Origin of the sequence: Prosthecobacter sp. (assembly GCF_044378005.1) — a bacterium.
GTDB lineage: Bacteria > Verrucomicrobiota > Verrucomicrobiia > Verrucomicrobiales > Verrucomicrobiaceae > Prosthecobacter.
On record NZ_JBILYB010000158.1, the window covers coordinates 1 to 13,653 of the forward strand.

General features: G+C 60.5%; 13 protein-coding genes. 2 read left to right on the top strand and 11 right to left on the bottom strand.

What is annotated here, in order from left to right:
• From AC6FTP_RS21995 to AC6FTP_RS22025, 7 genes are all read right to left on the bottom strand, one after another.
• A partial coding sequence (locus AC6FTP_RS21995) for a hypothetical protein (protein ID WP_497209060.1) occupies nt 1-309 on the bottom strand: 309 nt, incomplete at its 3' end.
• A gap of 546 nt (nt 310-855) precedes the next feature.
• Nucleotides 856-2,730: a hypothetical protein gene (locus AC6FTP_RS22000; RefSeq protein ID WP_497209061.1), complete on the bottom strand. Its 1,875-nt coding sequence runs from the start codon at nt 2,728-2,730 to the stop codon at nt 856-858.
• Between the two features lie 29 nt (nt 2,731-2,759).
• On the bottom strand, nt 2,760-3,281 hold the full coding sequence (locus tag AC6FTP_RS22005; protein WP_497209062.1) for a phospholipase D-like domain-containing protein: 522 nt from the start codon (nt 3,279-3,281) through the stop codon (nt 2,760-2,762).
• On the bottom strand, nt 3,278-4,501 hold the full coding sequence (gene lpxK / locus AC6FTP_RS22010; protein WP_497209063.1) for a tetraacyldisaccharide 4'-kinase: 1,224 nt from the start codon (nt 4,499-4,501) through the stop codon (nt 3,278-3,280). Before lpxK ends, AC6FTP_RS22005 begins: the two co-directional genes overlap by 4 nt.
• Nucleotides 4,502-4,552: 51 nt before the next feature.
• The gene (locus AC6FTP_RS22015) at nt 4,553-5,590 is read right to left on the bottom strand and encodes an NAD-dependent epimerase/dehydratase family protein (RefSeq protein WP_497209064.1); all 1,038 of its coding nucleotides are present in this window, start codon (nt 5,588-5,590) and stop codon (nt 4,553-4,555) included.
• 2 nt (nt 5,591-5,592) lie between these two features.
• Complete coding sequence (locus AC6FTP_RS22020; RefSeq protein WP_497209065.1) at nt 5,593-6,102, bottom strand: LysM peptidoglycan-binding domain-containing protein; 510 nt, start codon at nt 6,100-6,102, stop codon at nt 5,593-5,595.
• A 64-nt stretch (nt 6,103-6,166) separates the two neighbouring features.
• Nucleotides 6,167-6,994 carry an ion transporter gene (locus AC6FTP_RS22025; RefSeq protein WP_497209066.1) on the bottom strand — a complete coding sequence of 276 codons (828 nt, stop codon included), beginning with the start codon at nt 6,992-6,994 and terminating at the stop codon, nt 6,167-6,169.
• A gap of 179 nt (nt 6,995-7,173) precedes the next feature.
• On the opposite strand from AC6FTP_RS22025, the gene AC6FTP_RS22030 reads away from it, so the two are divergent.
• Together AC6FTP_RS22030 and AC6FTP_RS22035 are read left to right on the top strand one after the other, a co-directional pair.
• Nucleotides 7,174-8,025, top strand: a complete 852-nt coding sequence (locus AC6FTP_RS22030; protein ID WP_497209067.1) for a sugar phosphate isomerase/epimerase family protein — start codon at nt 7,174-7,176, stop codon at nt 8,023-8,025.
• A gap of 34 nt (nt 8,026-8,059) precedes the next feature.
• Entirely contained in the window at nt 8,060-9,439 is a 1,380-nt protein-coding gene (locus tag AC6FTP_RS22035; RefSeq protein ID WP_497209068.1) for a Gfo/Idh/MocA family protein, read from the top strand.
• A gap of 64 nt (nt 9,440-9,503) precedes the next feature.
• Here the strand turns inward: AC6FTP_RS22035 and AC6FTP_RS22040 are convergent, their stop codons facing one another.
• From AC6FTP_RS22040 to AC6FTP_RS22055, 4 genes are all read right to left on the bottom strand, one after another.
• Nucleotides 9,504-10,667, bottom strand: a complete 1,164-nt coding sequence (locus AC6FTP_RS22040) for a 3-dehydroquinate synthase (protein ID WP_497209069.1) — start codon at nt 10,665-10,667, stop codon at nt 9,504-9,506.
• 91 nt (nt 10,668-10,758) lie between these two features.
• Nucleotides 10,759-12,102, bottom strand: coding sequence for an outer membrane protein assembly factor BamB family protein (locus tag AC6FTP_RS22045; RefSeq protein WP_497209070.1), 1,344 nt, complete (start codon nt 12,100-12,102; stop codon nt 10,759-10,761).
• Between the two features lie 51 nt (nt 12,103-12,153).
• Nucleotides 12,154-12,927: an SDR family NAD(P)-dependent oxidoreductase gene (locus AC6FTP_RS22050; protein ID WP_497209071.1), complete on the bottom strand. Its 774-nt coding sequence runs from the start codon at nt 12,925-12,927 to the stop codon at nt 12,154-12,156.
• Between the two features lie 41 nt (nt 12,928-12,968).
• Nucleotides 12,969-13,653, bottom strand: a 685-nt coding sequence (locus tag AC6FTP_RS22055) for a YdcF family protein (RefSeq protein WP_497209072.1), incomplete at its 5' end; no start/stop codon positions are given.

Below are 13,653 nucleotides of genomic sequence, written 5' to 3' on the forward strand. Positions count from 1 at the left end.
TATCGCCGAGCCCGGAAAATCTTTGTCTGCTTTGCGGATGACACTGGCAGCCTCAACCTCACGACCGTTAATGTCGTGCACCAACTCCATGTCTGCACATGCCAGCGGCGTAAGTGCATGGCGCGCCCGCCAGGTTTGCTTGAGCAATAGCACAGCACCCGCAACATCAGGTTCCTTGAGTCCTTTGAGCTGAGCGAGTTGGATGGCCACTCCTGCAAGTTCGACCGCACTCACCCAGGACTTATCCATGGCCTCAAGTTTCGTCGCCTCCGGCGTGTCTTGTTGATAGGGGCCCAGAAGAGTGCGCATACCCCGACTCATTGAGCCAAGAGCGCAGATGTTCAAGACTTGTTCTGCCGCAAGTTTTCGTCACAGGTCTGCAGTTCATGTGGATCAATATACTTAGGAGGCACCTGCCTGCATGACAAAACATGACAACTGAAGGTCAGAACCTTGCGAAATGGTTCATTGGCACCCGCGATTACCCTTGAAGAAACGCCCGGAAATACGAAGGTTCTCACATGGACGAAACGCCCACCCAAGCCCAACGGGCTTGCGAATCATAGCCCAGGGTTCGCAGAACCCTGGGTATCGCCGAGCACCACGTCCCATTCACGCCGAACCCCAACGTGGGTTCCGAAACTTTAGACCGCGCCGCCATCACCCGCGATCCCGCCCAGCTACGGAACCCGCGTTGGGGTTCGGTCGGGGAGATGATCTCGCGGAGCAACCCAGGGGAGCACTCGCCAAGGCTCGGCACCCCTGGGCTATGATCCGCAAGCCCCTTGGGCTTGGCAAAAGCTGGCTGTCAGATTCAGCGACATTTTTCTGGCGAAACACCCTTGAAGCAGATGGCTATCTCGCCTCGATCTTCACGTCGTCGAGATCGAAGCTTTGCTGGCTGCCGGTCTGCGCGGCCATGAGGACGATCTTTCCGGCATGACCTAGGGTTTCACGCCAGGAGTAGGCCTGCACGGTGGGCACCCAGCCGGCGGCTTTGGCTTGGTCGTCGGTCCAATCATGACGGATCGTGGTGGCGATGGTCTGCCAGTCGGTGCTGAAGGGCGGGAGCTTTTCGAAGGTCCACTGGGAGACATCGCGGGCGAAGATTTCCAGACGCACGGCACCGCCCGCTTTCGGTGCGCGCACGCGGGCGCTGAGCGTGACTTCATCGCCACCGAGCAGCACGGGCCAGTCGCCAGGCAAAGGCTGCGCATGGGCGATGGGGCGGAGGTTTTTGCCGCGCGAGATGGTGACGAAACCTTCGGAGTGATGCTCGATCTTGTCCACGCCCTGCCAGCCTTGCGCGTCCTTATCGAAGGTGAAAACGAGCGGCTCACGCTGCACGGGGAGCTTGGGCAAAGGTGCGAGCTTGGGCGCTGGCAGTGCGGTGTTCACGAGCGTGACGCCGGAGATGGCATACAACCTCGCGCCGGGTGCAAGTGTGAGCCGCAGTCGGAGGCTGCCATCGTTTTGAGGCCGCTTTTCAAACGCGACATCGCCATCGGCGGATAGCGTGATGGGCTTGCCAGACTCACGCAAAGGTGAGGTGAGGAGCATGGCGGGCTTGGCTTTGTCCTCGGGCTCGTAAGCGGCGAAACCATCCTCACGCAAGCGGGCGAGGCAGAGGCTGGCGCTGCGTTTCCAGCCGAGATGCACGGTGGGACTGCCGCCGTAGTAGAGGAGCAATTTGCCATCTTGCATCACAGGCGGTCCGGCCTGCGCGTAGATGCAGCCGCTGTCGTAGCTGTTTGTAGTTCGGGCTTCAGTCCGCTCTGGACCGCCTTTGTCCCCAAGCTTTAAAAACGGCGTGCCGGGCTGCACGCGCTGCCATTTGATGGAGTCGTGGCTCCACGCGAGTTCGACATCGACGACGCGCCCCGAGCCGACGTGATACATCATGACGTAGCCGAGATATAGGTTCGCATACGGGAAGACGGTGAGCGCATAGGTCTGGGTGGCGCGGCCTTCATCGAGCGCACTGCGCAGGACGATGCCACTGCTCTTCCAATGCAGGAAGTCGTCGCTCTCCAGACGAGAGACGAGCCGCTCGCCGAGATACATTTTGGTGAACCAAAGATACTTGCCGCTGCGGGTGTCAAAGAAGGCGTTGTTGTGCGTGTCGCCCTGCTGCGCGCTAAAGCCGAGCACCTCCTGCGCCGGGCTCCAGTTCAGGCCATCGGCGCTGAAGCGCACGCGCGGTTTTCCGAGGCCGATGTCATGCACGAGCTTGTAGCGGCGAGCAGGATCAGTGTCGTGCAGGTCTTTGAAAACACCCACGTTCGGGCAATCGCGAGCCACGATGTTGTTCGCACTGCTACCCGCGAACTTGTGCAGGCCGAGCGCTGGCTTTTCCCACTTCAGACCATCCTTGGATGTCGCATAAAGCAGATACCAACCAACATCATGCACCGTGCTCGGTTCATCCATCTGCGCGATGACATCCTTGTCGGCGAGCACATCCTTGTACCACATCTTCCAGAGCTTCGCCTCGGCATCCCAGGTGACGTTGGGGTAGTAGTTGTTCGTGGCATTTTCCCAAGGCTGATCCGATGGCAGCAAAGGATTCTCCGCCGCCTTCTCCACCGCGCCGAGCACGAGCCGCGCGTTCTCGGTTTGCTCAATGACCCGTGTGTCGAGCATGAGCAATTTGTCGTCTTGCGGCGTGACGAGGAGAGGCTCAGAGGCGTGGAGAGCAGTGGAGATGAGGAGAAGAAAGGCAGCGCGCATCGGCGAGCAATACGTCGAGCTGGATCACTTCACACAATCGGGTCAGGACAAACCTCGCGGCGCTGGCATTTCAAGCAGTGATCGCCGAGGTAGAAGGTGTCGAGGAAGTTCATGAGCTGGCCGATGACTTCACGGTCCTCGGTGACGATGCCGGCTTCGAAGTTGCGGCGGTGGTCGCTCTTGGCACCGAGGCCTGCGCCGGTGAGATTGGCGGAGCCGATGTAGGCGATGCGGCCATCGGCGATGATGCACTTCATGTGCATGCGCGGGCAGAGGATGCGGCTGAAGAGATCGCTCTCGATGAGTTCGGGGAAGCGGTCGAAGTCGGCACGAAAACGCGGGCCGGGCTCTTTGGCGTGGATGAGTCGGACCTCCACTCCTTCGCTGATTTTGCCAGCGAGCACCTGGAGGAAGGGGACGAACTTCCTGCCGCTGCTGACGTGCAGATCTTTGAGATCGGCGGTGACGAGCCAGAGCAACTTCTTCGCGGCAGGCACGATCTCCTGGAGCACCGCTTGATAGGTCTCCTGGTTGATGACGAGGCGGCTCATTCCGATGTCTCCACCAACTCTGAACTCACGAGTCCCTGCGTGACATGACGCGGCTGGGCGATGAGATCGACGAGGCGCTCGAAAATGTCTTTGCCACGCGTGATCTCGATCTCGACGCGCAGGAAGTAGATGGGGATCTCTCCAGGCGGGAGTTTGGGGAAGCGGACGTAGTCTTTTTCCGTCGTTAAAATCGCATCGGCATCGGCTTTGACGCAGCGGTCGATGAACTGGGTGATCTCTTTTTCCTGGAAACGATGGTGATCGGTGAAGCGTGCGGTCCACTGCACCTTCGCGCCGAGTTTGCGGCAGCCGTTCTCAAAGCTCTCGGGCACGGCGATGCCAGACAGTGCGCCGACGTATTTACCTTTGAAGGAGTCGAGCGGGAGTCGCTCGCCAGTGTGGATGTTTTCAAAGTGAACGGGGCGGTGGCGGCACTCGATGATGTCGGCCACGGGGTTGTAGCGTTCGATCTGGCGGATGACGTCGGCGCTGTCGCCATCGGACTTGGTCAAAAAGATGTAGCTGGCGCGGCGGAGGCTTTTCGGCGGCTCGCGCAGGGTGCCGCGCGGGAGCATGTAGCCGGTGCCGAAGGGGGCGGTCTTGTCCACGAGCACGATGTCGTGGCGATGCTTGAGGCGGAGGTATTGCAGGCCGTCGTCGAGGATGAGCACATCCGCTCCGAACTTGCGGATGGCATGGGCTCCGGCCTTCACGCGGTCACGATCCACGACGACAGGCACGCCGGGGCAGTTGTGAGCGAGCATGAAGGGCTCATCACCGGCGTTGTGGGAGTCGAGCAGGACTTTTTCACCATCGCTGACGATGCGTGGCGGCAGTCCTTTGGGCTTGCGGGCGAGCCCGAACTTGGCGGCGATGCGCCAGCTCAGCGGGGCTTTGCGCTGGCGTTTGCTTTTATAACCACGGCTGAGGATGGCGACTCGGCGACCTCGCGCGAGCAATGACTTCGCGAGCAACTCGACGACGGGAGTCTTCCCCGTGCCGCCGACGGTGATGTTGCCGACACTGATGACGGGCACGCCGAGGTGGTGGTCGTGGATGTAGCGCTCGCGATAGAGGAAGAGGCGGAGTTTGACCGCGCCTTTGTAGATGCCGGAGAGAAACCAGAACACGCTGCGCAGCATCGACGCGCGCAGTCCACGTCGATTGTGGATGATCACGTCGATGATGTATTGCTCGAGATCTTCGAGGGTGTCCTTCATGCGAGGCGGCGAGACTGCCGCAAGGCGCGGGAGGGCACAAGCGGCAGGGTTTTAAAACTTCCCATCGCGGCTCTCGAAGTGGGTGGGCTTGCCGAGGGTGGCTCCGCCTTGACTGACCCAGGCGGCGACCCAGTCGATGAGCTGAGTTTCGGAGACTGTGACACTGCCGATGGTGTTGGAGCAGAGTGACGAGTCACTGAGAAGTGCATCGGGGGCTTCTGTGCCGGTGATCTGAGCCGTTTTGCCAAAGGCTAGGGCAAATCGCTCAGCGACCTCGCGCACCTTGAGGGTGATGGAGCCGGTGAGATTGATCTTCCACGCGGGAGTGGCGGCATGTTCGAGGAAGAGGAGCGAGAGCGCATTCGCATCGCCCTGCCAGATTGTATTGAAGTGGCCCATCGTCACATCCACGGGCTCACCGCGCCAGACTTTCTGGGCGATGTCCACGAGCACGCCGTAGCGGAGATCGCAGGCGTAGTTTAGACGAATCAGGGAGACGGGCGTGCTGAAAACCTGGGCGTAGTATTCGAAGATGCGCTCGCGGCCGAGACAGCTTTGGGCGTATTCGCCAGCGGGGTTTGGCGTGTCTGTTTCACGACTGCCTGGGCCGCTGGTGGGCACGAGTCCGTAGATATTGCCGGTGGAAAAGGCGGCGATGCGGCTGCTGCGGTAGCGCTGGCAGACAAGGCCGGGCAGGAGGGTATTCATGGCCCAGGTCATGGGCTCTTGGCCGGTGCTGCCAAATTTCATTCCCGCCATGTAGATGACATTCGGCGCGTCTGGCAGCGCTGCGAGGGCTCGCTCGTCCAAAAGATCGGCAGTGATGGTCTCGATGGCTTGCCGCTCGAGTTCATTGCGCGCGGCGGCATCGCGAAAGCGTGAGACGCCGATGATGCGCCGGTTGGTTCCGGCTTCATCGCTGGCCCGTTTGGCCATGCGGATCAGGGACGGGCCCATCTTTCCCGCGACTCCGAGGACGACGATGTCGCCCGTCACGCGGTGCATCATGTCGATCACCGCCTGTGTTGGCTCACTGAGGCGATCTTCCAGCTCAGCGAGGCTGCTTGGCGGCGACGATGCGGCGGACATGCTTAGCGCATTTTCAGCTTCTGGCCGGGGCGGATGAGATCGGACTTCAGGCCGTTGGCGGCTTTGATCTTCGCCACAGTGGTTTTGTTTTTCAAAGCTAGACCGTAGAGCGTGTCACCCTTCACGACCGTGTGCGAGCTGCTGCCAGTGGATTTCTTCGCGGTGCTCTTGGATTTCGTGGAGCTGGACTTCGGCTTGCTGCTGGTGACGGTCTTCTTCGGCGTGCTGGAACTGCTGCTGCTGGTCGTGCTGCGAGTGGGGGTGCTGGTCGGAGCATTGAAGGCATACGGATCAGCCTCCACCGGAGCCACTGGCTGCTCATAGGCAGGTGCTCCACCGGCGACACGGCCTGGCTGGTCTGGATACGGATTGTAGCCGCCATCTGCCGGGTAGTTGGAGACATACGGGTCACTGCCGGTGCTCGCTGACTTGTTGAGTCCATTCTGGCACGACATCAGCGTGGCAGAGACAGAGACGAGAACGAGGAGACGGGCGGTGGAGATCAGAGACATGGGTTTGATGGGGGTGCTTCGTCTGGGAAAGAGCGTGCGAGTATGGTTTTCCGAAACAGGATGTTCAACCTGAATTCCCCGCCTTGCCCGGCTCTGGCTCGATTGCCGGATTGGGGGCGTTTTCAGCACGCCCCAGCAAAATCTGCCGAAGTTCACGCATCTCGGCTCGGAGGCAGCGCACCTCATCATAAATGGCATCCACCTCATCGCGCTCGTGCTTCTGGTGCAGGTCCATGATCTTCGCGCTGATGAAGGCGGTGAGCGTGGCGTAGAGGGCGATCCCGCCCACCATGACCACGGCACCGATCATCCGCCCTTTGATCGTGACGGGGAAGAAATCCCCATATCCCACGGTGGTGACGGTCGTGAGCGTCCACCAGAGGGCGTCGTAGCCGGTCTTGATGTTCGAGCGCTCTGCGGTCTCCACACTCAGGATCAACAGGGCGCTGGCGATGGTGAGCATCATTGTCAGCAGCAGCGTCAGGGTGATGACGGCACGGGCGGGATCATGCCGGATCACCCGCAGGATGGCCCTGCCTGAGCGCAGTGCCCGCAGCAGCATGAAAAGACGCGTCAGACTCACCATGCGTCCCCAGCGGAGCGCGTCGATGCTTGGGATACTGGCCGCTAGATCGATCCAGCCCCATTTCAAATAGGCCAGCTTTGAGGGTGCAGTGATCAGCCTTCTGCAAAAGTCCGCGAGGAAGAGCATGCAGATCGCCGTGTCCACAGCGTGCAGCACAACGATGATCTCAGGATCAAACTGAAACAGCATCTCCGCCACCATGGCCGAGATCACGAAGATCGAGAGACAGGCCAGTATCAATTCCCACAGGCTGACTGACGGGGCGCTGGGGGATGGTGCTGGCGAGATTGGATCGGCAGGGTTCATGGCGCGGATTGTGAAAGGATAATCCTGGCTTGGGAAACTCATTTTCAAAGCCTGTCTCCGGCAACCTGCCTGAAATGAGGACTGCCTGGGTAGCGTTCACCCAGGCCCGCGCTGCGAAATCACAAGAAACCAAGTCTTGCGATTTTTCCACTGGCTCCCTAGTTTGCCGTCCCCCACACATGAAAATTGGCTTTAACCTCCTCCTCTGGACCGGTCACGTGACCGAAGATAACTTCCCCGTCATCGAAAAGCTCAAGGCCGCCGGCTATGATGGCGTCGAGATCCCGATCTTCGATGTCAGCAGCCCCGCCCACTTTGCCAACATCGGCCGCGTGCTGAAAGACAATGGCCTCGAATGCACTGCCGTGACCGTTTTGCCTGATGAAGAGCACAACGCCATCTCCGCCGTTGCTGCGAACCGCCAGGGTGCCATCGACCATCTCAAGCGCGTCATCGACTGCGCTCACAATGCGGGCGTGCAGACTCTCTGCGGACCTTATTACCAAGTGCTCGGCAACTTCACCGGCAGCTATCCGAGTGAGGCTGAACTCGACGGCGCAGCAGGCGTGCATCGCGCCATCGCCCCCGTCGCGGAAGCCGCTGGGGTGAAGTGCGCCATCGAGGCGCTGAACCGCTTCGAGGCTCATCTGCTGAACACGATGGAGCAGGCCGCCAGCTATGTGAAGCGCGTCGATCACGCGAACTTCGGCACGATGTACGACACCTTCCACGCGAACATCGAAGAGAAGAATCCCTTCGCCGCCATCGACACCGTCTTTGCCTCCGGCAAGCTGAACCACGTCCACATCTCCGAGAACGATCGCGGCACGCCTGGACGCGGCCACATCAACATCACCGAGCAGATCCAGCACCTGAAAAAGATCGGCTACAACGGCTGGATGACCATCGAAGCCTTCGGTGGTGCCCTGCCTGACCTCGCCGCCGCCACCCGCGTCTGGCGCGACTTCTTCCCCAGCACCGAGCAGGTGTATGAGGAAGGCATCGCTCTCATCAAGAAGGCGCTCGCCTGATTTCACTTTCCCCCAACCTCAGCCCAACAATCCCATGACCAACGAAACCACCCCAACCACACGCCGTGACTTCATCGGCAAAACCGCCGTCACAGCCGGTGCCCTCACCGTCGCCCAATCCGCCTGGGCAGCCGGGAGCGATCAAATCAAAGTCGGCCTCATCGGCTCTGGCGGCCGCGGTTCAGGCGCTGCCAATCAGGCCCTGAGCACCAAGCAGGAAGGCATCGTCCTTCATGCCGTTTGCGATGCCTTCAAGGAAAAGGCCGAAGGCGCGCTGTCCAATCTCCGCACCAAGCACGCCGACAAAGTGCAGGTGGATGACTCCCGCATCTTCGCCGGTCTCGATGGCTACAAAAAGGTCATCGATTCCTGCGATCTCGTCATTTTGACAACACCTCCAGGCTTCCGCCCCTACCACTTCGAAGCCGCTATCAATGCTGGCAAGAACGTGTTCATGGAGAAGCCCGTCGCCGTCGATGCCCCAGGCGTCCGCAAGGTGCAGGAAATGGCCAAGATCGCTGATGAGAAGAACCTCAAGGTCGTCGTCGGTCTTCAGCGCCGTTACCAGAACTGCTACATCGAAGCTCTCAAGCAGGTGAAGGAGCAGAACATCATCGGCGATATCGTCTCCGGCCAAGTCTATTGGAATGGCGGCGGCATCTGGTTCCGCGACAAGCAGCCCGGCCAGTCCGAGCTCATGTATCAGGTGAACAACTGGTATCACTTCACCTGGCTCTGCGGCGATCACATCAACGAGCAGCACATCCACAACATCGACGTGGCCAACTGGTTCCTCGGCGGACACCCCATCAGCGCTCAGGGCATGGGCGGACGCCAGCAGCGCGTGGACAAGAAGTGGGGCCAGATCTACGACCATCACTACGTCGAGTACACCTACGCGAACAACGTCCGCATCAACAGCCAGTGCCGTCATCAGGCCGGCGTTTACAATGCCGTGCGTGAAGAATTCACCGGCACCAAAGGCAAGATCTATCTCATCAACAGCGGTGCCTGCTACGCCACCGACCACGCTGGCAACACCATCTGGAAATACCGCCCAAGCGGTGACGCCGGTGCTGCCGCCGAAGGTGAGCAGAAGGGCAAAAAAGCCCGCCGTGGCTCCGATCCTGATCCATACCAGGTCGAGCACGACACCCTCCAGGCCGCCATCCGCGACAACAAGCCGCTGAACAACGCCTACTACGGTGCCGAGTCCACCATGACCTCCGTCCTTGGACGCATGGCCACCTACTCCGGCAAAGAGATCAAGTGGGACGAAGCTCTCGGCAGCAAAGTCCAGCACATGCCCGCCATCGTTACTGCTGAGACCGAAGCGCCGGTCAAGCCGAACGCCGACGGCTGGTATCCGATCGCCATTCCTGGTGAGAAGATCCCAGGTGCCGACGTGCTCTAACCTGAACCGCCTGATCGCTTAATCACCCGGTCTGCTTCGGCAGGCCGGGTTTTTTTATATCTGGTCAGGCCGCTATCAGCACTCGCTGATGCAGCTCTTCCATCGCATCCAGGATGCACTGCCGGTCCATCTCGTGGACTTCGAGCTTCTGGCCGATTTTCGGCACCAGCGTTACGGTGAGTTCACCGCCAAGATGCTCGCGGAACTCCTCCAGGCCTTCTAGCACCACGGGCTCGCCGGATTTCCCTTCCGCCAGCAGACCCGGATGGAAGGTCTCGAAGCCGATGCGCTCGATCAAAGCGAGCACCCGCTGTGCTGTCGCCGCATCCAGGATGCCGTGCTTCACGGAATAGACTAGATCCACCGCCATGCCGATGGCCACCGCCTCGCCGTGAGTTACCTCGAAGTGGGTGATCTGCTCCAGCTTGTGCGCGGCCCAGTGACCGAAGTCCAGCGGGCGTGCACTCCCAAGTTCAAAGGGATCTCCTCCAGTAGCGATGTGCTCCACATGCAGCTCGGCGCTGCGCTGCACGACACGCTCCAGAGCTCCTTGTTCCAGGCCCGCGAGCCGGTCGGCCATACGTTCGATCTCCTCGAAGAAGGTGCGGTCGCGGATGAGGGAAACTTTGATCGCCTCGATGATGCCATTGCGGCGGCCACGATCTGTCAGGCTTTCCAGAAAGGCGAAATCATTCACCACCGCATAAGGCACGGCGAAGCTGCCGACCCAGTTCTTTTTGCCGAAGAAGTTCACCCCGTTCTTCACGCCTACTCCACCGTCACCCTGGCTCAGCGTTGTAGTCGGGAAGCGCACATGGCGGATGCCACGATGCGCGGTGGAAGCGGCGAAGCAGACCAGATCCAGCACCGCGCCGCCGCCGATGACGAAGATGTAGCTGTGCCGGTCCAGCGCCGCGTCATTGATGGCCTGCCAGCACTGATGCACGAGGTTGAAGTCGTTTTTACAAGGTTCGCCGCCGGGCAGGATGACCGGCTCGCCGGCGAGATCGAGCACCTCGGCATGAGCACGTGCGTAGGTGCGGATGGAATCCAAAAGCTGGGGATTCGCCGAGGTCACATGATCATCGGCAAAGATGAGGACACGGGGGACTTTGGTCGGATGGTCGAGCAGGAGCAGATCCCGGATGGTCGTGTTCGCAGGGGCGAACACCTCGCGCGTAAATAGGATGCGGTGCGAGTGTTCTAGCCTGATCTTTTTCTCCAGCATGGGGGTCGGTGTCTTTGCCCCTTTACGCGCATGGCGGTGCAAGGGAAAGATCAAACGCGTGTGCGCTGACTTTTCTAACGGTCAGATGGCCTCACTTCCCCACGCAGTAGAGCTTATCCTGGGTGCGGATGAAGAGGGCGCCACCGGAGACGGCGATGCTGCTGCGGCAACTGGCGGCGTCGCCGTTGGGTTTGCTGCCATTGCCCATTTCATTCACGCTCAGCAGCTCGAAGCTGTCGCCACCGGCTTTGACGACATAGACATCGCCCCAGAAGTTGGTCATGTAGATCTTGCCATCGGCCACGGTGGGGCTGCTTTCGAACTTGGATTTGCTGCCGGTTTCGCCGGTCCAGATGACTTTGCCCGTCTTGGGCTCGATGCGGCTGACGGTTTTGCGACCGCTGTCGAGGACGTAGAAGCTGCCTTCATAAAAGGCGGGCGTGGAGACATCGCTCGTCACCACCTTTGGATCGCTGGTCCAGAGTGGGGCGACATCCTTGCCTTTGGCATCGAGCGACATGGCGAAGACGGGGGAGTTCTTCGGCGCACAGACGAGCGCGATGCCAGCGCCCACGACCGGGGAGGGGACGAGGCGGAAGAATTTGTTGTAGCTCTCACCGAGGGGATTCCAGGTCACGAGGCGGGCGTATTCGTCGCCGGTGGCGGCGTCGTGGAGGGAGAGGGTGTCACCGCCGGAGATGAGCATGGTGCGTTTGCCCGCGTGGTCAGCGAACACAGGCGTGGAGAAGGACTCCAGCGACTCGACCTGCGAATGCGTGGGGCGGATGTGCTTCCAGAGATCTTTGCCGGTCGCAGGATCGCAGGCGAGGATGTAGCTGCTCATGTCCTTTCCAGGTGTGCCTTTGGCGAAGCCCTGGAACTCGAAGGTTTCATTGCGCTGGAGCACCTGAATGTAGAGCTTGCCGCTGTCGAGCACGGGGCTGCTGCCGTAGGTCCACTGGGTGGCAAAGGCACCGTGCGTTTCTTTGAAGTCGCGCTTCCATTGTTGGTTGCCGGCGTGGTCGAAGCTCGCGGCCACGGCATCGGCGAAGAGGAAGATCACGCGCTCGCCATCGACCACCGGAGATGGGCTGGCGAGATTGCTCTTGTTGTCCCACTGGAGACCGCCTTCGGAGACGACCTTGCGCCAGAGTTCCTTGCCGGTCTTGGCGTCGTAGCACAGGCCCACGAGCTGCTGTTTATCCTGCACGGGGGCGGTGATGAAAAGCTTGTCGCCCCACACGACGGGCACGGAGGCGGAGACGGCGGGCAGATCCGTGGCCCACTTCACGCCTTCGGTTTTGCTGAACTTCGCAGGCAGGTTTTTCTCCGTGCTGGAGCCGTCCTGGTTCGGTCCGCGCCAGTTCGGCCAGTTTTCAGCTTGGGCATAGGAGGCGGCTAGGGCGAGGGCGACGAGGAAAGAGCGAGATTTCATGAAGAGTCTTGGAGGGAATCGAAAACGCGGGCGGCTGTCGAGATGTTTCTGTCAGCGCAAATTCACCGCACCGCCGTCGATGGGATACGAGCTGCCTGTCACGAAGCTGGCCTCATCACTGCACAGATACAGTGCCAGCGCGGCGATCTCGTCTGGCTTGGCCATGCGACCGATGGGCTGCGCCTCGCTCAGCTTCTGGAACATCTCCGCCTCGCGTCCGGGATACGTCGCGGCGAGGTAGCCATCGACGAACGGCGTGTGGACTCGCGCCGGGGAGATGCAGTTGCAGCGGATGCCTTGTTTAATAAAATCCTTCGCCATCGAGTAGGTCATCATCAGCACCGCACCCTTCGTCATCGAATACGCAAAGCGATCCGACAAGCCCATCTGCGCCGCAATGCTGCACATGTTCAGCACCACGCCACCGCCCTGCGCCACCATGCGTTCGATGGCCGCCTGCGAGCAGTTATAGACGCCCTTGATGTTCACGCGATAGAGCCGGTCCATGTCCGCTTCCTCCGTGGTCAAAGCCGTGCCGATGTGCGCGATGCCCGCGTTGTTCACCAGAATGTCGAGCTTCGGGTTGCGCGTACTGATCTCGGTAAACACGGCCTTCACCGCAGCCTGATCTCCCACGTCCAGAGCCCCCGCCGTGGCACTGCCACCTGCGGCGATGATTTGATCCACCGTGCCCTGAGCGGCTTCCAGCTTCAGATCCAGCACCTCCACGTGCGCACCTTGTTTGGCGAAGAGCAGCGCGATGGCCTGGCCAATGCCGGAGCCTGCGCCGGTGATGACGGCGGTCTTTTGAGAAAGAGTAAACATGAGGGGACAATAAGCGATGTGCAGCGCGGGATACTTTCAGATCAAATCCAGCCGCGCAGTCGATAGACCACCAGCCCGAGGGCCTCGTGAATCCAGGCGGCGATACCCTGGTTCGAGTTCAGGCTTGGAAAATGAACCCAACGGAGGTCGCCGATGTTCTTGAAGCTGCTGAGGTAGTCGCAGGGGATGGGATCGACCACCACACCGGCTTTTTGAAACACCGCCACGGAGCGCGGCATGTGAGCGGCGGAGGTCACGAGCAGCACGCGCTGCCAGCCTTTTTCCTTTGCCATGGCGGCGATCTTCAGCGCTTCATCGTGGGTGTCCAGGCAGACGCCCAGGCTTTGGATGTTGTGCGGCAGTTTCAGCGTGCCTTTGAGGTATGCCACCGTGGCGTCCGCCTCCGAGTACATGCTGCCTGCTTGCTCATAGCCTCCGCCGGTGACGATCATGACAGGGGCCTTTCCCTGCGCCAGCAGACCGAGTGAGCTGATCAGGCGATCCACGCTGTTGTTAAAGTTCACCCGCGCAGGCTCATGCAGTGAAGGGGCCGCTCCTCCGCCGAGGCAGATGATGGCATCCGCCGTCGGTGCGTCCTCGATCTTCACCGAAGGATACTGGTCCTCCAATCCGAGCAGCAGCCAGGAGGTCAGCGGAGTACAGGTGAAAAGCGTGAGCCCCAGCCAAGCGACTCCAGGCAGCCATGCTGACCGAAGTTCCTTCCTC

Bases quoted from the DNA above. Each gene is read 5' to 3' on its own strand.
- lpxK (WP_497209063.1), bottom strand. From the start codon at position 4,501: ATGAAGGACACCCTCGAAGATCTCGAGCAATACATCATCGACGTGATC.
- AC6FTP_RS22015 (WP_497209064.1), bottom strand. From the start codon at position 5,590: ATGTCCGCCGCATCGTCGCCGCCAAGCAGCCTCGCTGAGCTGGAAGAT.
- AC6FTP_RS22025 (WP_497209066.1), bottom strand. From the start codon at position 6,994: ATGAACCCTGCCGATCCAATCTCGCCAGCACCATCCCCCAGCGCCCCG.
- AC6FTP_RS22045 (WP_497209070.1), bottom strand. From the start codon at position 12,102: ATGAAATCTCGCTCTTTCCTCGTCGCCCTCGCCCTAGCCGCCTCCTAT.
- AC6FTP_RS22005 (WP_497209062.1), bottom strand. From the start codon at position 3,281: ATGAGCCGCCTCGTCATCAACCAGGAGACCTATCAAGCGGTGCTCCAG.
- AC6FTP_RS22030 (WP_497209067.1), top strand. From the start codon at position 7,174: ATGAAAATTGGCTTTAACCTCCTCCTCTGGACCGGTCACGTGACCGAA.
- AC6FTP_RS22040 (WP_497209069.1), bottom strand. From the start codon at position 10,667: ATGCTGGAGAAAAAGATCAGGCTAGAACACTCGCACCGCATCCTATTT.
- AC6FTP_RS22050 (WP_497209071.1), bottom strand. From the start codon at position 12,927: ATGTTTACTCTTTCTCAAAAGACCGCCGTCATCACCGGCGCAGGCTCC.
- AC6FTP_RS22000 (WP_497209061.1), bottom strand. From the start codon at position 2,730: ATGCGCGCTGCCTTTCTTCTCCTCATCTCCACTGCTCTCCACGCCTCT.
- AC6FTP_RS22035 (WP_497209068.1), top strand. From the start codon at position 8,060: ATGACCAACGAAACCACCCCAACCACACGCCGTGACTTCATCGGCAAA.
- AC6FTP_RS22020 (WP_497209065.1), bottom strand. From the start codon at position 6,102: ATGTCTCTGATCTCCACCGCCCGTCTCCTCGTTCTCGTCTCTGTCTCT.